Origin of the sequence: Verrucomicrobium spinosum DSM 4136 = JCM 18804 (assembly GCF_000172155.1) — a bacterium.
Taxonomy (GTDB): domain Bacteria; phylum Verrucomicrobiota; class Verrucomicrobiia; order Verrucomicrobiales; family Verrucomicrobiaceae; genus Verrucomicrobium; species Verrucomicrobium spinosum.
The window spans coordinates 2,718,765-2,738,421 of sequence record NZ_ABIZ01000001.1 but is presented as its reverse complement, the minus strand read 5'-3'; the positions used below and the strand labels follow the sequence as shown (position 1 = coordinate 2,738,421).

The window sequence follows — 19,657 nt, the reverse complement described above, 5'->3', positions numbered from 1 at the left end:
CGACGGGGACCGTTGGACCACGCTGAAACATCGCCAAAGGCTCTCTGCCGACTCAGTCGCCATGCTGACCATGGTCCGAATCCGACCTCCCCCAGCTGCTATTCCTAATTCTCCTCTCCCTCCGCCACCACCCCGATCTTCTGCAAGGGGAGTGCCTTGAAGCCGAGCTTGAAGGCTGGGGACTCTGGCTTGAGCCGGTAGTCATCCCTGGCGGCGTCCACAAAGCGCGGATCCGCCACCAGTGAGTGCATGTCCCAGCCTTCGCTCTGCCAGGCGCTCCATTCGTCCATGGGACCCGCCTCACGAATGCTGAGATCCTTGAGTTCCAGCACTGCCCCTTCCACGGGGAAGTCGAATCTCACACAAAACTGGCTCATCCAGTCTTTCCACTTTCCATCGGTCTCACGGGGCATGGCCCCGGTCACTTCCACCTCCTGCCACTCGGGCGTGAGGTGGATCTCCGTACGCGCCCCTTCCCAGTAGCCCTTGCCAGCTACGAACATCATGAACGCGGCCGAAACCTTGGCCTCCGGCTTGGTGGAGCGCACCTTCAACCGGGCGCGAAAGGAAGCTCCCGCCTTGAAGGGCACGAAGGGACTGTGAATCACGCTGTGGGGGTTTTTTGGATCCTTGCTGACCGCCCCATCCGTCATCAGCACCCCACCCTGCACCGCAGATTTCAACTCTTTGAGAGGCTTGTGGTTCCATCCCCAGCCCTTGGGGGTGGCACCCTCAGCAACACCCTGAAAGCTGCCTGCTCCAGCCAGCAGGTCATCGCCCTGATCGGGGCCCACTTTGGAGACCGCCGTGCGGATCGGTTGACCGCCATTCCAAGCCAGGTTGTAGTCGCAGAGATTGTGCTCCGGCAGGCAATTACGGGCATCCACATAGCGCAGTTCCGGCTTGCTCCAGACCACGATGTTTCGCTCTATGACATTGCCGCTCATCATCGTCTGGTCAGGGAAGAAGGCGTTCCGCGGATCGATGTCCATGCCGCGCATCCCCTTCCATGCGGGCAGGTCTTTCACACTGGACCATCCCTCGACCATGGTGGTCAGGTGGTTTTTGATGTAACTGTGCTCAGGCCGCCAGCCGTTGAACTCAATCTGCCGTTCACCCCCGTCCACAAAGATGTTGTTCAGGATGTGGTGATCCCGCCCATTGTGCAGATGAATGGCTGCGCGGGAGCAGCGGGCCACGATGTTGCCCACAATGTCCAGTCCACCGGCATTGTCGTCCATATAGATGCCCCAGGCGAAGAACGGCACTTTGAGCCCGGCAGACTCCTGCCCCACGCCCACGATGTCATGGATGAAGTTGTACTTCAGGCTTGTGCCCCGGGAGCTGATCCAGTCACGCCCACCGGTGTACACGCCGCCCCCATCCTGGGTCTCCAGCATCACGTGGTGAATATGGTTGCACTCGATGACCAGGTTGTTTCCACTGAACTGCACGCCCATGCGCGGACCGTCGTGGATCAGGTTGTGCGTCACGACATTCCCCACCCCACCCAGACCCACCCCTGCGGCATTCTTGTTGATGACGCCCACATGATGGATGTGGTTGTTTGTCACCACGTTGTTGGCCGGCACCAGCGTCTTGCGATCCCCGCCCCCCACGCCCACGCCGGTGTTGCCAATATGGGAAATCTCATTGCGCTCCACCCGGTTGTTTTTGCCACCCTGCAGACTTACTCCGGAGCCACGCATGCTGCCGCAGTGCTCAATGACGCACTGGGTCACGAGGCAGTCTTCCGTGCCTTCCATGGTGACCGCCGTGCCATTGCAGCCCAGGAAGGACAGCCCGCGCACGGTGATGCCCTTCACCCCGGCACGCATGCGTATGAAGCTCTCCACCACCGGAATCCGAACGTCTGCCTGATCCAGCGGCTTGGGCGGCCAGAAGTACAGCGTGGCGCTCTTCTGGTCCAGATACCACTCGCCAGGGGCATCCAGCTCCTCCAGTGCATTCTGGAAGAAGTAGCGATTGTGCGGGTGCAGGTCATACCCGCAGTCTTTGGCCAGTGTCAGCTTGCGAGTCACCGGATCCAGCGACTTCACCGGTTCAATGAAATTCCACCACCCGTACTGGGCGAAGATGAAGAGCTCCACCTCCTCCGGCCGGGACCACTTGCGCACGTCCGCCTCCTTCACATAGCCTTCCCGTTTCCACACATGCCCCTCACTGGCCCCTTCCGGCAGTTCGGTGAGAAACGCCCAGCCACCGTAGAGCGGATTGGCAGGGTCAAAGTTGGGATAGCGCGCCAGCGGCTGGCGCTCACCATCCAGCAGCAACTGCCGGATCTGAAGTTTGCTCAAGTTCAGACTGGCGACGTCTGCCTTGAGGATGTTGCCCTCATGTGGCGTCCAGCCCGACACCTTTCGCGCCCCGATAAACTTGGGCTTTGCCCCCGGCGCGGCTTCCCAGGTCACTGGCTGGCCGTCAGACCGTCCGTCCACCACGTCCATTTCCAGCGGCTGCTGCATTTCGTAGATCCCCTCATGCACCACCACCCGGCCCGGCTCCTTGAGCCCGGCTTTCTTGCGAAGCTCCCGGATGGCATCCCTCGCCCGGATCAGGGTCGCAAAGGGAGCGTCCTCCGTGCCCGCCGCCGTGTCCAGGCCCGAGGGCGAAACGTGAAACTCGGCCCCGGCCACAATTGGCGAGGCCCCCAGGAGAATCGGGAGAACCAGGAAGCGGTACAGGTGATGCATGCCTCCCACTCTGTGAAGCAAGGCCGCCTTGTCAAAGAGCCACCAACCCGGCAAGTGGTACTGAGATTTCCTATAAATGCGCCCCGGCCATCACGTCGGTGGCCTTGAGTTCCAGACTAAAGGGCTCCAGCGCCATCGGTTCCTCGTGCTCCAGGTGGCTCGCACACACGGAGAAAAGCTCCGCCTTGGTCTTGGTGCGTCGCATGGCATGCAGAAATGCTCCAGTCGGCTCAACCCCCAGGCCGAGGAAGTTCAGGTACTTTTTCATCTTCTGTACCTGCAACGTCTCCGGCACCTCCGGGCTGGTCACAGCCTCATAGAGGCGATGAATGTAGTCCAGCACCTCCCCCCCTCTTGGTACGATGACCGGCTGCCTGGCAAGATGCTGGCGGATCTGCCGGAACATCCACGGATTGCGGATCGCCCCGCGCCCGATCATCAGGCCGCGGGCTCCCGTCAACTGGAGAATCTCCTCAGCCTTCGCTGCTGACGAGACATTGCCGTTGGCCAGCACTGGGCACTTCATCGCCTCCACAGCACGGGCGATAAAGTCGTAGTGCACCTCGCTCCGGTACATTTCCGCCACGGTACGACCATGCACGGTCAGAAGGTCAATGTCGTGCTTTGCGAAGAGGGGGAGGAATTGCTCGAACACGCCAGCGTCATCGAAGCCAATGCGCGTCTTCACCGTGAACTTGCACTTCACCACTGCATCCCTGAGCGCCCCCAGAATGGCATCCACATGACGCGGATCCCGCAGCAGACCGCCCCCGGCACACTTCTTGTACACCACCGGGGCCGGACAGCCCAGATTCAGATCCACAGCGGCAATGGGATGCTCCTGCAACTCCCGTGCGGTGCGCACGAGCGAGGCGATGTCGTTTCCGATCATCTGCGCCGCCACAGGGCGTCCCGTGGGATTCTCCGTCACGGACCGCAGAATCGGCTTCTCAAGATTGGAGTCCGCATGGACCCGGAAGTACTCGGTATAGTAGAGATCCGCACCACCATAGTCCGCCATGAGCCTCCAGAAGGGCAGATCCGTCACATCCTGCATGGGGGCCAGCGCAAGCACCGGGCCCGGTCGCGCCATAAGACCCTCGAACTCTTTCACCGGGAGCTCTGTTGCAACAGGCTGCGCCACAACCGGTTCATCTTCAGGAAACAACATTACCGGATCACTGCTCCTTTGGGAAACCACTCTTCCAGTTCTTCAATCAATCTGTTGATACATCTCACCTCAACAACACGACCCGTCAATCATCATGCCCCTGATGCGCCAGTTCACGTTCATGGCGGCGACGCAGCTTGGCAATCTCCACCCCCCGGCACAGGTACCGGTCATCGCATGCCGTGCGGGCGCACTTCTCACAGAGGTAAAGCTGGGGCGAGACAATCTCCAGCAGCTCATCGGCATGCCGCTGAATATCCTTCTTGCTCCAGTCGCACAGTGTTCTTGACATAGATTCTCAATCCTAATTCAGATTCCAGCAAGTTACAGCGAAATCATCGGTTGCACCATTCTCAACAACCACCTACTTTCTCAATAACGTATTTAGCTATATGAGCACCACGAAAACTTCTCCCGGTAAAACCCAGAGCGCAGTGACAGCCGCCCTCTCCACCCTGCTTGCTGATTCCTACAGCCTCATGGCGGAAACTCACCTCGCTCACTGGAACGTGGAAGGCCCTGCTTTCTTCGAACTTCACGGCGCATTTCAGAAACAGTATGAGGAGCTTTTCGAAGCCGTTGACGAAATTGCCGAGCGCATTCGCGCCTTGGGTGACTACTCCCCCGGCGGCTTGGCTGTCTTTGCAAAAGCCAGTTCCATCCCTGGTGCCCCTGTCGGAGCCGCTCCTGCCAAAGATTTTGTTGCCGCGATCATCGAAGGCAACGAGACGACCAACGAGTCTGCGAAGAAACTTCGCGACACCGCTGAGCAGGCCCACGACCTTGAAACGCAAGACCTCGCGATCAAGCGCATCCAATATCACGACAAGACTCTATGGATGCTGAAGAGCTACCTCAAAAATCTGTAAGCGCTGGTTCACAGCGGCTCAGGTTTTGACCAATCCCTTACCAAAGACCAGCTCTCAGGAGCTGGTCTTTTCTGTTGTTGGGGGTTCGAGATGAAGGCGGAATCCAGGCAATGCTGATCTTGGGTATCGCGGGCCATCTCAAATCGCCTGCGATGCAAATGGCTCCGCCTCGTCCCCCTCACCTCACTGCCCACAATACCTGATCCCGCGCAGCAGGATTTTGGGACTGGAGGGAGAATCACCGCTTTGAAGGTGCCTTGTGACGGACAGCCACCCTTTAACATCCACCGCAGCCCGCCTCCTCCATTCCTCCACCACTCCACCGCCCCACGCTCAATTTCCTCGCAAGACGGGACATTATTTGACCGTTTCGTCACTGAGCACAGGCTACTGAGACCCATTCTCACGATTTCATTTGCATTCTCACGCTTCTGATCCTTCTTTTAGCATGCAAGTTCACACTGGCGTTTCTTCCCCGGCCACCGGCTCCCGGCGGCATTTGGCAAGATGGCGAGCTGATGCTGCCCGTCTGGCCGCCCAGTTGCTTTGTGAAGTGTCCCCTTCCGCCGCGGATGAAGTCCTCGATCTCCGCATGATGCTGCTCGACAGCCAGGCTTCCGCCCAGACCGTGCTTTCCGCCTTCTTTGCCGCGCGCAATCGCCTTGAAAGCGAGCACTATCTGCTTTTCTTTCGGCTTCGTCGTGTGCTGGAGCCCTCCTTTGGTCTTGAAACCACTGCCCAAGATTTCCCAACCCGCCAGGAGTCGGTGAATTTCCGCTGCCGTGATCTCCGGCACCTGACACGACGTGCTCAGCAGGAGGCGTTTGAGTCCGATCTCCGGCTCAATAGCCCGGAAGAAGTTCGGGTGCGCATCGTGTGGCGACTATCGCCCCACGCAGAGCCTGCTTCAATCTGAGCAGCATGGCGGACGCAGCGAGGCTCTGGATTTGAGCCCTGCGGCGGTCAGGTTTATCGGCGATGCTGGTCAGCAGCTCGCCGTAAAAGCGCTTTCACTTGTCCAGTCGTGAAACTTCCAGTAGGACGACAGGATGCCCCCAACCTCTGGTGACGAATCTGGCATAGAACCCAGACCCTCGTCTTCTCCTCCAGACCCCGCGGCCCACGGCAACCGGAACGTCACCGGGCACTCCTCCAATCGCCAAGTTCAGGGTGGCATGGGGCTGGTGCATGAAATGCAACTCTGGGCATTGACCGCCGTCATCCTTTCCATCTGGTGGGCGACGGAATGGTCGTGGAACGGCGGCTCAGGCGCGAGCGCAAGCACCTCAGAGGCGTTCCGCAACTACATCGCCAACTCCATGCTCGTTCATGACGAGTACACTCAGGAGGGGTACAACGGGCCGGGCTTGATCAAGTGGATGCTCGAGTTGGAAGCCATCCCAGACGATGTCTATGAAACCTTCAAGTCCGTGGAAGAAGAAGGATATTCATCGGACCTCTTGCAATTGGACCTGGCCTTGGTGAGCCTGCGCTTCAGTCAGGACAAAGGGGATGCTTCAGGAGACTGGAAGGAAATTGCTCTTGAGGCACTGGAATCCGTCAGCGAGAAAGGACGGAAAGAGCCCACCTACCGCTATGTAAAAGGCGCTGTGGATGGCACCCCGCTGGCAGAAGGCGAACGCAACGATTTCGAGGAGTACCTCCGCAAGCAACCGGTCGATTGGTGGGTGGCATTTCTCGCTGCCCAGTACCAACTGCAGGACCGAATCGATCAACCAGCTCTCCGGAAGGCCCAGGAAAACGCAATGGGCAACATCGTGTTCGCCGCCATCGTGTTGGTAGATCTCACGGTGCTGGGGCTGCTGGCCATTCCGGCGGCCTGGATGGCCCTGTCCCGGCCCCGCCTGAAGCAACCTGCGTCCCATCGCCGCCTCTATCGGCTCTGGCCGGGCCCTCGCGTAGTCGGCACCTTCGCCCTGGCGGCACTGGCGGCACTCTGGCTGAATCAACACGTCTTCGCCTCGCTGTACCCTTGGGTGGCGGCCATGATTGGGTCAATCGTGGACGAATACGCGGCGTGGCAGACCAACACGTGGATCTGGCTGGGCTGGGCCACCGCGATGGCTGCGCTGCCGTTGCTCCCTCTCTGCAGCACATATGGCCCCCGATTCTCGCGACTGGCCGAGGTCTTTGGTTTCCTGAATCGCGACTTCGTCTCGCTCAGTTACCTCGGTTTAGGGGTCACCAGCATGGGCCTGCTGCCGTGGCTTTTCCACTTCGTCGATGCCGGTCTGGCGTGCCTGGGCTCCGCCTCCAGCGTGCTGGATGGCCTCAGCCGGTCCTTCTCGGACCAAGGCGAACTTGCACTCCCCCTGAGCATCTTTTGGAGCGTGCTCATGGCTCCCTTTGTCGAGGAGATCATCTTCCGCGGCTTCATCTTCAGGTCCGTGCAGGCCCGGTGGGGCACCCTGGTTGGCATGGCGATTTCCAGCTTCGTCTTCGCGGGGTCCCATTTTTACAGCGTGAACGGCACCGTTCATGTCTTCCTCTACGGCCTGCTTTTCTGCTGGGTGTATCAGCGGACCGGGAAACTGGCCGCCAGTATGTTCGTGCACGCCGGCAGCAACCTCGCCGTCACCCTCCTCTCCCACTTCTCCGGCGGATAAGCCCCCCTTGCCAAGTTGCAGTTCAGCGATTAAGTCTCATCCCCCTTTTTCCCGTCCCCCCGACCTCTGATGTCCATCGAACTGACCCGCAACTTCTCCATCATCGCCCACATTGACCACGGGAAGACCACTCTCTCCGACCGGTTGCTGGAGTTCACGAAGACCATCTCAGAGCGTCAGCAGCAAGATCAGTTGCTCGATTCCATGGATCTGGAGCGCGAACGTGGCATCACGATCAAGGCGCACCCGGTGACCATGAGCTACAAGGCCAAGGACGGGAAGACCTACAAACTCAACCTTCTAGACACCCCGGGACACGTGGACTTCTCTTACGAAGTCTCACGCTCCCTTGCAGCCTGTGAAGGTGCCCTGCTCCTGGTTGATGCGTCCCAGGGTGTGGAGGCCCAGACCGTCGCCAACCTGAACCTGGCGATGCAGCAGAACCTGCACGTCATCCCGGTCATCAACAAGATCGACCTTCCCAGCGCCGACGTGCCGCGGGTGAAAAAGCAGCTGGAGGACATTCTCCAGCTCTCCTCCGATGAAGCCGTGCCGGCCAGCGCCAAGATGGGCATCGGTATTGAGGACATTCTGGAGGCCGTGGTGAAGTACATCCCCGCTCCCACGTCCCTCGGTGAAGAACACCTGCGCGCCTCGGTGTTTGACTCCGTCTTCGATGCCTACCGCGGCGTGGTTTCCTATGTCCGAATTTTCAGCGGCAGCGTGAAGCGAGGCATGAAGGTGCGCATGATGTCCACCGGACTGGACTATGAAGTAAAGGATGTCGGCGTCTTCCGCCCCAAGATGTCCACCGTGCCAGAGCTGCACGTCGGCGATGTCGGCTACATCATTGCCAACGTGAAAGCCACGTCGGATGTGAAGATCGGCGACACCGTCACAGAGACTCGCAGGCCCGCCCCCGAGCCCCTCCCTGGCTTCAAAGAAATTCACCCCCTCGTGTTCAGCGGCATTTACCCCGTGAGCACCGATGACTTTGAGTCGCTGAAGATGGCGATGGGCAAGCTGCAGATCAACGATGCCGCCTTCAGCTACATGGCGGAAAGCTCCGCCGCCCTGGGCTTCGGCTTTCGCTGCGGCTTCCTGGGACTGCTCCACATGGAGATCATCCAGGAGCGCCTTCGCCGGGAGTTCCAGATGGACGTGATTTCCACGTACCCGAGCGTTATCTACGAGGTGCTGAAGACCAACGGTGAGTTGGTCATCGTGGACAACCCCTCTTTCCTCCCGCCCGTTCCGGAGATCGAGGAAATCCGCGAGCCCATGGTGAAGATCTTCCTCATGGTGCCCAACGAGTACATCGGAGACATGATGCAACTTGTCATGGACAAGCGTGGCGACGTGCAGCACACCGAGACACTCGATGACAACCGCGTGATGCTGCAGTGCATGCTGCCGCTCAACGAAATCCTCGTGGACTTCAACGACAAGCTCAAGAGCGTGACCCGCGGCTACGGCAGCATGGACTATGAACATGCAGGCTATGTGGCGTCCGACCTCGTTAAGATGGACATGCTCATCGCCGGTGAGCCCGTGGACGCCTTCTCCTGCATCGTCCACCGCAGCAAGGCGGAATCCCGCGGCCGCGCTCTCGCCGCCAAACTCAAGGAGGTCATCCCAGTGCAGCTCTTCGTTGTCGCCATCCAGGCCGCCATCGGCGGCAAGGTCATTGCCCGCGAATCCATCAGCGCCATGCGCAAGGACGTGACTGCCAAGTGCTACGGCGGTGACATCTCCCGCAAGCGCAAGCTCTTGGAAAAGCAGAAGGAAGGCAAGAAGCGCATGAAAGCCATTGGCCGCGTCAACATCCCGCAGGAGGCCTTCATCCAGGTGCTCAAGACCGGGGATTGAGCAGCCCCTCATCACGCTGCTCCTGGTGCGTCAGTGCAGGGGCAGGCCACCGCCCCTCCCTCTTTCCGCGCCCACAAGCGCCTCACCAACCGACCACCACCCAGTCACAGCCAGCCATGTTCCAACCGCGCTTCATCAAGCACGCCAAGCTGCTCCGCAAGGGGGTCACCCGTTTCCTCCACTACAAGCGGGACCTGCTGCCCACCGCCAAGGTGGACGAGATCATCGGCCTGCGTGGTGAGCTGGACGCCGCCATCAGCCAGCGCAACAGCACTCGCATTGATGAGCTGAGCAAGCAGCTGAACCAGGTGTGTGAGCGGGCCCTGCCGGACGCCCGCACCACGGAGTGGGCAGAGAACATCGAGGTCTTCTTCGTCTCCATCGTCATCGCCCTGGGCATCCGCTCCTATATCGCCCAGCCTTTCCAGATCCCCACCGGATCCATGCAACCCACGCTCAACGGCATCCGCGCTGAAGCGACTGAAAAAGACCCCAATCCCGGTTTTCTGGGCAAACTCGGCGGCTTCTTTACCGGCACCACCTACTTGAATGTGGTCTCTGACCATGAGGGACCACTCCGTCTTTCAGACACCATCACTGAACACAAGTTCCTCATCTTCCGTCCCTACAGCCGCCTGCACTTCGCAGACGGACACGACATCAGGATCTCCTGCCCCAAGATCCAGCTCGAACGCGAGCTAAACATCGGGGCCCACCTCCGGACGGAGATGATGGAAGGCAACAGCGATACCCCTGACCGTCGTGCCACCATGCAGATGGCAAACGCCAGCAGCATTTATGTCCGCAAGGGCCAGGTGCTGGCCCGCGGCATCGTGCAGAACGGTGACCATGTCATCGTAAACAAGTTCGCCTACCACTTCCGCCGCCCCACCCGCGGGGAGGTGTTTGTGTTCACCACCAAGAACATCGCCGGTATCGAAGGTCGCAACTTCGACGAACGCTGGGGCTCTCAACACTATATCAAACGCCTCGGCGGTGTCCCTGAAGACACCGTGTCCATCAAGGACTCCCAGCTCTTCATCAACGGCCAGCTCGCCACAGAACCCGGTTTCAAGCGGGTGATGACCGGGACTTACACTGAACCCAAAGACGGCTACCGTGGTTATGAAGACGCCATCCAGGACTTCACGGGCCGTCGCGTACCTGTACGCGAAATTGCCCTTCAAAAGAAGCAGTACCTCGCCTTGGGAGACAACAGCTACCAGAGCTCTGACAGCCGCTACTGGGGCCCCGTACCAGAGCAGAACGTCGTCGGCCCGGGCTGGTTCTGCTACTGGCCGCTGACCAGCCACTGGGGCGTGATCCGGTAAGGCGTGGGGTTTGTTGGTTGGGGGTGGACCGCATGGCCTGCGACATCGGAAGTTCTCGCTCCGTCGATCGCTCCACCATCCCCCAACACCTGAGCGCGCAGCGCTTTTGTGGGACTGCGGTGAGCATCACCGCTTTTGGCTACGGCTCGTGACAGGTTCTAGACACTTCCCCTGCCGCCGAAGCTCAGGCCCCTTCCTCCGCTCTGGTTCCAAACAGGCCTCTCAAAAGCGGCTATTCTCTCACGCACTTTCCTAGAACGGCTGCGCCCCCAGGTAAAGCGTCAACGGAGGCTGGAAGCATCTGCCCCCGGCTTAAAACATCGCAAGCTCCCCTGCACTCCCCCCTCACCCGAGCGCGTACCAATGGTAACACATCAGGTACACCAACACGCCCGTCACTGAGACATACATCCACACGGGAAAGGTCCAGCGGGCGAGACGTTTGTGCTTGTCAAACTTCCGTTTCAGCGCGGGCACCACGGTCAAGATGATCATGGGCAGGTTGACGATCGCAAGAAAGACATGGGTGATCAGGATGGTGTAGTACACCCACCGGATCCCGCCCTTGCCCTGAAACTTCATGCTGGGCACATGGAAGTGGTAGATCAGGTAGCTCGTAAGAAAAGCGGCGGACACCACCAAAGCCAGAGACATCAAGGCAATGTGGGCAGATCGCTTGCCCAGCTTGATACAAATCCAACCCGACAGCAGCAGAACGGCCGCAGCGGCGTTGAGGGTGGCGTTGAGAGCAGGGAGTTCGTAAACTTCCATGGTAGTGGATCAATCAATCGTGAAAGAATAGCGGGGGATGAGAGCGCGACTGCCTTTCCGCTTCATTTGCCTCCCAATCAAACAAATCATGCAATTCCGGGCAGAATCGGTCTGGGAGAAACTGACACTGGATAACTGCCAAACCCAGAACCAGATGCGTGCAGCCCCTGGACATTCTTACTTGCCGTTTTTGCCCTCGTCCTCGGCCTTGTCTTTGAGAAGAGTGCCGATGTCCTTGCGGATTTTGTCCTTCCAGAACGCCTTGAACTCAGGATCGAAGCTGGCCACGTCATACATGCCCCGTACATGTCCTTTATGGTCCACCAAGGCCACCTTCATATCGTGGATGTACTTGTCATCCGGGGAGAGACGGTCTTTCTCGGGCACATCCTGCACCCCCTGAAATCCAAAGTAGCGGGTCATGTACGAGCGGACTTCCTTGGTCTCACCATTCACAAACCACCAGTTGTCGCCCTTGATCTTGAGCCCCTCAGCGAACTTGCTGAGTTCTTCCGGGCCATCAGCGGGATCGACGCTCACAGAAAGAAAGTGGACATCAGGATTGGCCTCAAGGTCATTGTGCAGGCTGAGAAGCTCACCCACCACCCCAGAACAACCACGTGGGCAATGAGTGTACACCCAGCACGCCACGATGATCTTCCCCTTTAGAGCGGCCAGCTCCACCTTCTGACCATTCCGTTCGACAAAGCCGATGTTCTTCTCCAGCCGCGAGAGCATGGGCAGGCGTTGCTCCACCATACCAGCCGACTCTTCCCTTTCCTTCTTGATCTGGTGCAGCATGTAGTTCCACCCGATCACGATGCCACAGACAATGACGATGATGGGCACCCAGACCGTCAGGGGGTTGATGCTCCTGGGCACCTCATCCGGTGAAGGCGGGGTTGGTGAGGATGGCGGCGTGGGTGTACTCATGGATGGATCGGACACAGGATGAACAAGGACGAAAGTTGAAAGAGGGAACGGTAACAGGAACCTGTACGCTTACGAATAGTGAGTCGGCCACGCGGCAAAATGCCACGTGGGGCGTCAGCTGGCTGAAGGTCAGGGTTTCCAGAACACCATGCTGATGCCCAACAACAACGGCAGGTACATGAGGGTGAAGAAGAACAACTTCCGCGCGCTGGCACGGTCGCGGATCTTGTAGAACTTCCAGGCCAGCCAGACCAGTATCAGGTTCACTAGCAGGGCGAAAGGAAGGAACCAGTAACTGGTGTCGCCGGCCAGCGGAGGCAGGAACATCAGCGCCACGGCGCAAAATGAGAACAGCAGGGCCAGCTTGGAGGTCTTGCCACCGGTATGATCCTCGTTCGCCCACATGACAAAACCGCCTTTGCGATACTCGTCACGGTACATCCAGTTGATCGCCAGGAAGTGCGGGAGCTGCCAGAGGAAGAGAAGGGAAAAGAGATAGATGGCTCCGCTCGACGAGATGAGTTCCAGACGGAAATAGGCATCATTGTTGACAGGCGGGCCGGCGGCTCCTGCCCATCCAATGAGCGGTGGCAGAGCGCCCGACACCGCCCCAACGATCGTATTCCACGCCGATTGCTGCTTCATCGGCGTGTAAACGAAAAGATACACCCCCAAGGTCATGGCACAAAGCGCGGCCGCCTCTATGTTCACCATTTTCCCCAGGTGCAGCAACGCAAAGGCACTGAGCAGCCAACCCACCCCAAAGGCCACACCCGGCTCCATGCGCCGGGAAGGAAGCGGGCGATCAGCGGTGCGCTCCATGCGCCTATCCGGCTCGATTTCCATCAACTGATTGAACACTGCCGCACCAAAGGCTGCCAAGGCGCTGCCCAGCAGCGTGTGAAACATCAGCGCCAGGTCCAAGTCCTTCCCGCTCCGCCCCAGCCAGTATCCCACGAAGGTGGTGACCAAAACGAGCACACTGAGCCGGAACTTCGTCAGCGACATGAAGTCCTTCATCATGACGCTGGATTGGGGATTCGAAGAGGTGGCGGTCTCAGACATGACGGGGCGCTGCATCAGACTCTCTGGAAAACGTGGCAAGGAAACTCAGACGACGGGGTTGGAAGCGATGGGTTCTACCGGGTCAGGCCCCGCCGTGGCCCGCGTTGCCCGGTGGCTACCGAGCAGCCAGAGGAACAATCCACTCACCAGCAGCGAAGACAAGCCAATGTGCAGAATCTGTGCAATCCGGACGATTCCCACCTGCGACAGCACGACCCCAAGCACCATCTGGGCACACACCAACCCTAGAATCCCCCGCTCCAACCACTTTGCCCGACCAAGAACCTGGCCCGACTTCCAATGGAACAGGAAAGCCATACCCAAGATGATCCACGAAAAGCTCCGATGGAGCAGGTACACGACCGTCTGCTCCAGTTCCTTCACCCACAGTTCCCGCTTTTCACCAGCGTGGAGCATGGCGAGATGGTCAGTCATTTCACGAACCTGGGAGCCCATGACGCCTTCCACCACCACCAGGGCGAAGAGCAGCAAGCCAATGCGATGCAACGCCTTGCCTCCTTCCCCGATCACCGGGAGCCCCCATGGCTGGGCGGTACCACGCCAGGCGGTGTACACTAGAAAACACTGCAACAGGATCGCCAGGGCCATGTGCAGAGTGATGATGCCCGGCTTGAGGCCGCTCAAGACCACCCGCGCTCCCAACCAGGCATTGATCAACACGAGGGCAAACGAGCCCAGAGCCCCGACAAACACCCGGAAGCGTCCCGCCCAGATTTGCCAGAATGACGCAATGAGTAGGGCAGTCACGGAAAGCCCCACTGGCAGGCTGGTAAGGCGGTTGATGTACTCGACCCATGTCGCTACGGGATCAAACTCCTCCCGAAGGGTTTCGGGGGTGATGGAAGCCGGATCCCGCCCTAACCGCGCTGCCTTGGCCCGGAACTTCTCGATGTTCAGTTTTTGAAAATCGATGTCTTCCGCCTTGGTAGGAGGCGTCCAGCAACCATAACACAAGGGCCAGTCCGGACACCCCAGCCCAGACCCCGTCGCCCGCACCACCGCACCCACGAAGATCAGCACCTCCACTGAAATAAACGCTATCAGCGCCAGCTTTTGAAATCGGGTCCAGATCATGCCAGGAATGGAGTCAGAGGTAGGCGAAAAGGAGGGGCTAAAACGACGAACGGCAAAGCCTGGGCTTTGCCGTTCGCAGAAAGATCAAAGGAGAATCAAGGTCGGAACAGTGTTCTGTCGCTCGCGTGCAGGACAAGCCCGCCAGGAATCAATGGGCGGCTGGGGCAGCGCCTACAGCAGGAGCCGGCGTCGCTTCCACGGCCGCCTTGGCAGTGTCGCTGGCCTCCTTCACGAACTCGTCGAACTCCTTCTCAGGAATCACGTTGAGTGTCGCCTTCATGCCGGAGTGGCCAGGACCACAAAGCTGACCGCAGATGATGTCCCACGATCCGGTCTTGGTGGGCTTGAACCAAGCATGGCTGCGAACTCCGGGGGTGGCATCCTGTGCCATACGCATCGGCACGAGTGCAAGGTTGTGAATCACGTCCTTGCTGGTCACGTCAACGATCACGGGTCGGTTCACCGGCAGAGTCATCACCCCGACCTTCACAAAGTCATCCTTGCCATTCGGGTCCTTCATGTCACGACCGATCGTGTTGGGAGGGTTGGAACCGATGTCGATCAACTTCAACGCGGTACGCCCTAGAGTGTTGTCCGTACCACCGTACTGGAAGCTCCACAGGAACTTCTCGCCCACCGCACGCACCTTCAGTACGTTGCTACCGGAGGGGTACTTTTCAGATTGCTGCCCCCATAGCGGGAAGGCAAAACCGAGAAGCAAGATGGCTTCCACGATGACCACGCCGATTTCGATGTGGGTGGAGGCGTGCCCGCGGACACCGTGATAGTCGGCCTTGGGATTCTTGCTCCGGCGGAACTTGGTGAATACCACCACCAGGAAAGCTGACCAGCCAACGAAAAGGAGCAACATGAACCAGTGCACCAGCTCAAGCATGTGGTCCACCATCTCGCCATGTTCAGAAGCAAGGGCAGGAATCCCCAAAAGCTTGTTCAGGGTGGCGAGGGTGATCAACGAATCAGGAGTCATGGGAAATTACAGGGACGAATTTTCGAACTCACGCTGCTTGCGTGCAAAGTTGAACATGATTTTGACGAGCAAGCCCAGCATGCAGAAGACCACAACGACCATGAAAAGAATGGCCGTGTTCGAAGCCTTGGCCACCTCGGAGGATTGGTCCGGAAGGCAGACGGAACAGGCAAGCTGGTGCAGATGAAAGAGGCTCATGGTGTGATAGGGTCAGGATCTCAAACCTTGATGGTCTTGCTCTTTTTGGCGACAAACCAAATCCCGTAAACGAGCAGAAGAATCGCCAGGGAACCGCTCAGATTCCCGGCAACCACAGCCCGGGCCTCCCTCGCCTGGTCCACCTCCACCACCGTCCAAGCCCAGAACCCCGCCGTGCAGAGAAACGCCAGAACAATGAAAAGAATGTGGAAGCCTTTGAGGGACATGGCGGGATTTCAGTAACTGATAAACTTGGAGTGCAGGGGATCAGCGTAGCCGAGGTAGGTCAGCACAAAGAGGCCAATCGCAAAGAGCACCGTGAAGAAGAGGACCTTGTAGATAAGGCCACGTTCACTCTTCAAGTGCATGAAGATAAGCGCCACAAAGCTGGCTTTCACCAGGGCGATGAACATGCCGAAGGCAATGTTGGCGGCGCGGGAGCCCATGTCCCAATTCATCACTCCAACGGTGATGAGGGTGCCAAGGACAAGAACGCCACCAACGGCCCAGATGATCTTGGCCTGCTTCTTGTAGTATTCCGGACTGTCGTGGTCGTGATGGTCGTGAGCCATGATGGTAATAAAGCTGGAAATCAAATCCGGGCACCGCAGCCCCGGAGCGTCAGGTTAAAGGAGATACAGCAACGGGAACAGGAAGATCCAGACCAGATCCACGAAGTGCCAGAACAGGCCGCCCACTTCCACCCGGTTTGCCAGGTGATCAGGGTCCTTGTCGTAGATCCTTTTGCCGAAAAGCAGCATGTGCCCCAGAACGATGGCCCCCCCGATCACGTGAAGACCGTGCAGGCCCGTCAGCGTGAAGTAGATCGCGAAGTAGTTGCCGTACTTGGGAGTGAAGTTGGACCAGAAGGAGATGTCCTTCTTCTCGATCACGACAAGAGGATGGCCATGGCTGCCAGCATGTGATTCCACAGCATGCGTTCCGTGGGAATCAGCAGCAGCTTCGGCTGCAAGGCCCTCGCCTCCCGACTTAACCGTGCTGGCGTGACCATGAGAGTCGTCCAGGCTGATCTTCATCGCATAGACGTGGCGAACGTAGTCGCTGTTGTCCATGGGCTGCTGTTTGCCCTTGTGCTTCTCCTCGAACTTCTTCAGCTCGGCATCATGATGCTCGTTGAACTTCTTCTTCCAGTCACCACCGAGGATGCGCCACACGTCAGCATTCTGCACGCTTTCCAGTGCCTTCTGGTCGCTCTTCTCGTCAGCGGCGAAGAGGCGGCGCAGGTCGATACGATCCGCTTCGAGATGCATCGAATCGTAAGCAAGCTTGCCTTCGATCACTGTGCCATCACGGAAATGGGCCTTGTGCGCATCATAGGCATTGTCGAAGAGCTTCGACGGCGGGATGTCAAACTTAAGCGGATTGGTCGCCGTCAGTGTGATGAAGTCGATCTTCTTCTCCTGGGCTTCATGAACCAGCTTTTTCACTGTCACCGCATCCAGCATGACCACATTGCCGGCTGAGTCTTTGAACTCGGGTTTGCCATCAACGATGTATTTCAGGAACCCACCATCGGAACCATGACGGAACAAGCTGAGACCAAAGAGCCCCTTGTCGGTGTGTTTGGAGGCCAAGGTCACCGTTTTCACCTCATCGAACTTGATGTGATAAGGATGATCCGCAGGGAAGTGACCTTCCACCGAACTGCCGTCCTTAAGCAAAACGCCATAGTGATGGAACTTGTCAGCGTATTCCACGGACTTGATGGCCATGAATCCGCCAGCGCAGAGAATGGTCAGGGTCATCCAAAGTTGGAACATCCGGAACTTGCGCAACTTCAGAGACACCCATGCCTGTAGCACAGTGACACTGGAGAAGATGAGCACGAGGGTGTTGATGAACCCCCACTTCACGGTGAGCACCTGAACCGGCCAGGGGCCTTCAGGAGCGATACGCAGGAAGATGTAAGCAGAGAACAGACCGCCGAAGAGCATCACCTCAGAGGCGAGGAAGAGCCAGATGCCGATCTTCGCATTGAACAGTCCGGTATCCGGCCGGGGTTTGACGGTGTATGGAATTTCCATCAGAGCGAGAAAGTTGTCAGTTGGGAGAAGTGATTGACTGGATCTGGAGTGTTGGCCCCTGGGATCAATGCATGTGGGTGAGCTTTTCCTCAGGCTTCACACCTTCAGGCAGCCACTGCGGGGAGTAGTCTGTTTCGGCACCGGGAACGCTGTAATCGTAAGCGTCGCGGTAAACCACGGGCTCTTGAAGGAAGTTGCCATGCCCGGGAGGTGTCGGAGTCGCCCACTCGAGCGTTGTAGCCTGCCAGGGGTTGTCCGACTTCACCTTTTTGCCACCCTTGATGCTGAAGAACAGGTTTAGGATGAAGGGCACCTGGGCAATGGCCAGACCCCATGCTGCAAAGGACATCACCTCGTTGAGCTTAAGCAGCGGGATTCCCATCCAATCGCCACTGGAAGTGCCAGCGAAGGCGACACCACCATCATGCCAGCGGCGGTGGAAGCCAGCCATGCCCTGGATCAACATCGGGGAGAACAGCAGGTTCATGCACAGCAGCGAGGGCCAGAAGTGCAGGCGGCCGAGCGTCTCGTTCATGAATCGACCCGTCATCTTGGGGTACCAGTGATAGATGCCCGCGAAAAGCCCGAAGATCGTACCAGGCGCCACCACGTAGTGGAAGTGGCCGATGACGTAGTAGGTATCGTGCAAGTAAAGGTCGATCGTGCTGAAGGCCAGTGGCAGACCGGTAAGACCGCCAATCCCGAACATCGGAAGGAAGGCGCAGGCGAAAAGCATCGCCGTATTGAAACGGATGGAACCGCCCCAGAGTGTGATCATCAAGCACGTCAGCAGGATCACGGAAGGCACCGAGATCAACACCGTGGTGATCTGGAAGAAGGTGGAGACCACCGGTCCCATGCCCGTGAGGTACATGTGGTGAGCCCATACGATGAAGCTCAGGAAGCCGAGGGTGAGTACGCCGTAGATCATCGACTTGTAGCCCCAGAGCGGACGGCGGATGTTGGCCGGAATCACGTCCGAAACAATGGCGACAGCCGGGAGAATGAGCACGTACACTTCCGGGTGACCCAAGAACCAGAACAAGTGCTGGTAGAGCAGCGGGCTGCCACCGCCAGCGATGTCAAGATGCTTGTTAGCCTCAACCAGGCCGGTAGGGAGGAAGAAGCTGGAACCGAAGAGTCGGTCTGCAAGCTGCATGATGGCTGCGACTTCAAGAGGCGGGAATGCAAGAAGCAGAAGGAAACCGACGACCAGCATAGCCCAGCAGAAGAAGGGCAGGCGCATCCAGGTCATCCCTTTGCAGCGCAGGTTGAGGATCGTGGTGATGAAGTTCACTGAACCCAGCAGCGAGGAGGAAATCAGGAACACCATGGAGAACAACCACTGCGTCTGGCCGGTGAAGAAGATGTTCTTCACGTCAATCTGCGCGGTGGTGGCCAGCGGAGAGTAGTTCGTCCACCCCACCTGGGCTGCACCCGTCGGCAGGAAGAAGCTGAGCATCATGAGCACGCCGCCGATGAAATAGAGCCAGTAGCTCCACGCATTGAGCTTGGGGAACGCCATATCCACTGCTCCAATCTGCAGGGGCATGATGTAGTTGCCGAAAGCAGCGAAACCGAGGGGCACCACGCCCAAGAACACCATGATGGTACCGTGCATGGCTCCAAACATGTTATAGAGCTCGGGACTGACGACCCCGCCAGGAGCCCAGCGCTCGCCCATCAACTGACCAAAGATGGGCATTTCCGTGCCTGGGAAAGCAATGCTCCAGCGCATCACCATCATCAGGAAGAAGCCCCACAGCAGGAAGCACATGGCAGTGAGACCATATTGGATCCCGATGACCTTGTGGTCCGTGCTGAAGATGTACTTATAGAGGAAGCTCTGCTTCGGGTGATCGTGCTCGTGAGCATGATCCGCATGCGAGTGATCGTGGTGGGCGGTAACAGCGCTCATGAATAAAAGCAGGTGGTTCGGAAAACGGGGGATTGGGGAGGTGCGGTGCTCAAGCTCAGAGAG

Annotated in this window: 18 protein-coding genes; 5 read left to right on the top strand and 13 right to left on the bottom strand. The window is 58.5% G+C overall.

All coding sequences use genetic code 11. The features are described 5' to 3' along the window. Positions 1 to 104 precede the first annotated feature (104 nt). The 3 genes from VSP_RS11160 to VSP_RS34950 all read right to left on the bottom strand — a co-directional run bounded on the left by VSP_RS11160 (position 105) and on the right by VSP_RS34950 (position 4,177). Positions 105 to 2,714, bottom strand: coding sequence for a right-handed parallel beta-helix repeat-containing protein (locus VSP_RS11160; protein WP_009960663.1), 2,610 nt, complete (start codon positions 2,712 to 2,714; stop codon positions 105 to 107). A 70-nt stretch (positions 2,715 to 2,784) separates the two neighbouring features. Next, positions 2,785 to 3,885: a tRNA dihydrouridine synthase gene (locus VSP_RS11155; RefSeq protein WP_009960662.1), complete on the bottom strand. Its 1,101-nt coding sequence runs from the start codon at positions 3,883 to 3,885 to the stop codon at positions 2,785 to 2,787. A gap of 85 nt (positions 3,886 to 3,970) precedes the next feature. Further along, positions 3,971 to 4,177, bottom strand: coding sequence for a hypothetical protein (locus VSP_RS34950; RefSeq protein WP_009960660.1), 207 nt, complete (start codon positions 4,175 to 4,177; stop codon positions 3,971 to 3,973). A 100-nt stretch (positions 4,178 to 4,277) separates the two neighbouring features. Between VSP_RS34950 and VSP_RS11145 the strand changes: the two genes are divergently transcribed. The 5 genes from VSP_RS11145 (at position 4,278) to lepB (ending at position 10,581) form a co-directional block, all read left to right on the top strand. Further along, positions 4,278 to 4,754: a Dps family protein gene (locus VSP_RS11145; RefSeq protein WP_009960659.1), complete on the top strand. Its 477-nt coding sequence runs from the start codon at positions 4,278 to 4,280 to the stop codon at positions 4,752 to 4,754. Positions 4,755 to 5,202: 448 nt separating this feature from the next. Further along, the gene (locus tag VSP_RS11140; RefSeq protein WP_009960658.1) at positions 5,203 to 5,670 is read left to right on the top strand and encodes a hypothetical protein; all 468 of its coding nucleotides are present in this window, start codon (positions 5,203 to 5,205) and stop codon (positions 5,668 to 5,670) included. A 133-nt stretch (positions 5,671 to 5,803) separates the two neighbouring features. Further along, a complete protein-coding gene (locus VSP_RS11135) occupies positions 5,804 to 7,381 on the top strand; it encodes a CPBP family intramembrane glutamic endopeptidase (RefSeq protein ID WP_081452493.1) in 1,578 nt (525 codons plus the stop codon). A gap of 69 nt (positions 7,382 to 7,450) precedes the next feature. Next, the gene (gene lepA, locus VSP_RS11130) at positions 7,451 to 9,250 is read left to right on the top strand and encodes a translation elongation factor 4 (RefSeq protein WP_009960656.1); all 1,800 of its coding nucleotides are present in this window, start codon (positions 7,451 to 7,453) and stop codon (positions 9,248 to 9,250) included. A gap of 116 nt (positions 9,251 to 9,366) precedes the next feature. Next, complete coding sequence (lepB, locus tag VSP_RS11125; RefSeq protein ID WP_009960655.1) at positions 9,367 to 10,581, top strand: signal peptidase I; 1,215 nt, start codon at positions 9,367 to 9,369, stop codon at positions 10,579 to 10,581. A gap of 345 nt (positions 10,582 to 10,926) precedes the next feature. Here lepB and VSP_RS11120 read toward each other — a convergent pair whose 3' ends face one another. The 10 genes from VSP_RS11120 to VSP_RS11075 all read right to left on the bottom strand — a co-directional run bounded on the left by VSP_RS11120 (position 10,927) and on the right by VSP_RS11075 (position 19,594). Further along, entirely contained in the window at positions 10,927 to 11,352 is a 426-nt protein-coding gene (locus VSP_RS11120; protein WP_009960653.1) for a DUF420 domain-containing protein, read from the bottom strand. 177 nt (positions 11,353 to 11,529) lie between these two features. Next, positions 11,530 to 12,285: an SCO family protein gene (locus tag VSP_RS11115; protein ID WP_156345939.1), complete on the bottom strand. Its 756-nt coding sequence runs from the start codon at positions 12,283 to 12,285 to the stop codon at positions 11,530 to 11,532. A gap of 129 nt (positions 12,286 to 12,414) precedes the next feature. Next, a complete protein-coding gene (gene cyoE / locus VSP_RS11110; RefSeq protein WP_053332329.1) occupies positions 12,415 to 13,350 on the bottom strand; it encodes a heme o synthase in 936 nt (311 codons plus the stop codon). 45 nt (positions 13,351 to 13,395) lie between these two features. After that, the gene (locus tag VSP_RS11105) at positions 13,396 to 14,445 is read right to left on the bottom strand and encodes a COX15/CtaA family protein (RefSeq protein ID WP_009960648.1); all 1,050 of its coding nucleotides are present in this window, start codon (positions 14,443 to 14,445) and stop codon (positions 13,396 to 13,398) included. A 148-nt stretch (positions 14,446 to 14,593) separates the two neighbouring features. Next, positions 14,594 to 15,433 (bottom strand): cytochrome c oxidase subunit II, encoded by an 840-nt coding sequence (locus tag VSP_RS11100; protein ID WP_009960647.1) that lies wholly within the window; start codon positions 15,431 to 15,433, stop codon positions 14,594 to 14,596. A 6-nt stretch (positions 15,434 to 15,439) separates the two neighbouring features. Next, positions 15,440 to 15,631, bottom strand: coding sequence for a hypothetical protein (locus VSP_RS11095; protein WP_009960644.1), 192 nt, complete (start codon positions 15,629 to 15,631; stop codon positions 15,440 to 15,442). Positions 15,632 to 15,651: 20 nt separating this feature from the next. Beyond that, complete coding sequence (locus tag VSP_RS11090) at positions 15,652 to 15,858, bottom strand: hypothetical protein (RefSeq protein ID WP_009960643.1); 207 nt, start codon at positions 15,856 to 15,858, stop codon at positions 15,652 to 15,654. Positions 15,859 to 15,867: 9 nt separating this feature from the next. Continuing rightward, positions 15,868 to 16,203, bottom strand: coding sequence for a cytochrome C oxidase subunit IV family protein (locus VSP_RS34945; protein ID WP_009960642.1), 336 nt, complete (start codon positions 16,201 to 16,203; stop codon positions 15,868 to 15,870). Between the two features lie 54 nt (positions 16,204 to 16,257). Then, entirely contained in the window at positions 16,258 to 17,676 is a 1,419-nt protein-coding gene (locus tag VSP_RS43365; protein WP_009960641.1) for a cytochrome c oxidase subunit 3, read from the bottom strand. Positions 17,677 to 17,740: 64 nt separating this feature from the next. After that, positions 17,741 to 19,594, bottom strand: coding sequence for a cytochrome c oxidase subunit I (locus tag VSP_RS11075; protein WP_009960640.1), 1,854 nt, complete (start codon positions 19,592 to 19,594; stop codon positions 17,741 to 17,743). Between the last annotated feature and the right edge of the window lie 63 nt (positions 19,595 to 19,657).

Coding starts and splice junctions, on each gene's coding strand:
- VSP_RS11160 (WP_009960663.1), bottom strand. CDS start 2,714: ATGCATCACCTGTACCGCTTCCTGGTTCTCCCGATTCTCCTGGGGGCC.
- VSP_RS11155 (WP_009960662.1), bottom strand. CDS start 3,885: ATGTTGTTTCCTGAAGATGAACCGGTTGTGGCGCAGCCTGTTGCAACA.
- VSP_RS34950 (WP_009960660.1), bottom strand. CDS start 4,177: ATGTCAAGAACACTGTGCGACTGGAGCAAGAAGGATATTCAGCGGCAT.
- VSP_RS11145 (WP_009960659.1), top strand. CDS start 4,278: ATGAGCACCACGAAAACTTCTCCCGGTAAAACCCAGAGCGCAGTGACA.
- VSP_RS11140 (WP_009960658.1), top strand. CDS start 5,203: ATGCAAGTTCACACTGGCGTTTCTTCCCCGGCCACCGGCTCCCGGCGG.
- VSP_RS11135 (WP_081452493.1), top strand. CDS start 5,804: ATGCCCCCAACCTCTGGTGACGAATCTGGCATAGAACCCAGACCCTCG.
- lepA (WP_009960656.1), top strand. CDS start 7,451: ATGTCCATCGAACTGACCCGCAACTTCTCCATCATCGCCCACATTGAC.
- lepB (WP_009960655.1), top strand. CDS start 9,367: ATGTTCCAACCGCGCTTCATCAAGCACGCCAAGCTGCTCCGCAAGGGG.
- VSP_RS11120 (WP_009960653.1), bottom strand. CDS start 11,352: ATGGAAGTTTACGAACTCCCTGCTCTCAACGCCACCCTCAACGCCGCT.
- VSP_RS11115 (WP_156345939.1), bottom strand. CDS start 12,285: ATGAGTACACCCACGCCGCCATCCTCACCAACCCCGCCTTCACCGGAT.
- cyoE (WP_053332329.1), bottom strand. CDS start 13,350: ATGTCTGAGACCGCCACCTCTTCGAATCCCCAATCCAGCGTCATGATG.
- VSP_RS11105 (WP_009960648.1), bottom strand. CDS start 14,445: ATGATCTGGACCCGATTTCAAAAGCTGGCGCTGATAGCGTTTATTTCA.
- VSP_RS11100 (WP_009960647.1), bottom strand. CDS start 15,433: ATGACTCCTGATTCGTTGATCACCCTCGCCACCCTGAACAAGCTTTTG.
- VSP_RS11095 (WP_009960644.1), bottom strand. CDS start 15,631: ATGAGCCTCTTTCATCTGCACCAGCTTGCCTGTTCCGTCTGCCTTCCG.
- VSP_RS11090 (WP_009960643.1), bottom strand. CDS start 15,858: ATGTCCCTCAAAGGCTTCCACATTCTTTTCATTGTTCTGGCGTTTCTC.
- VSP_RS34945 (WP_009960642.1), bottom strand. CDS start 16,203: ATGGCTCACGACCATCACGACCACGACAGTCCGGAATACTACAAGAAG.
- VSP_RS43365 (WP_009960641.1), bottom strand. CDS start 17,676: ATGGAAATTCCATACACCGTCAAACCCCGGCCGGATACCGGACTGTTC.
- VSP_RS11075 (WP_009960640.1), bottom strand. CDS start 19,594: ATGAGCGCTGTTACCGCCCACCACGATCACTCGCATGCGGATCATGCT.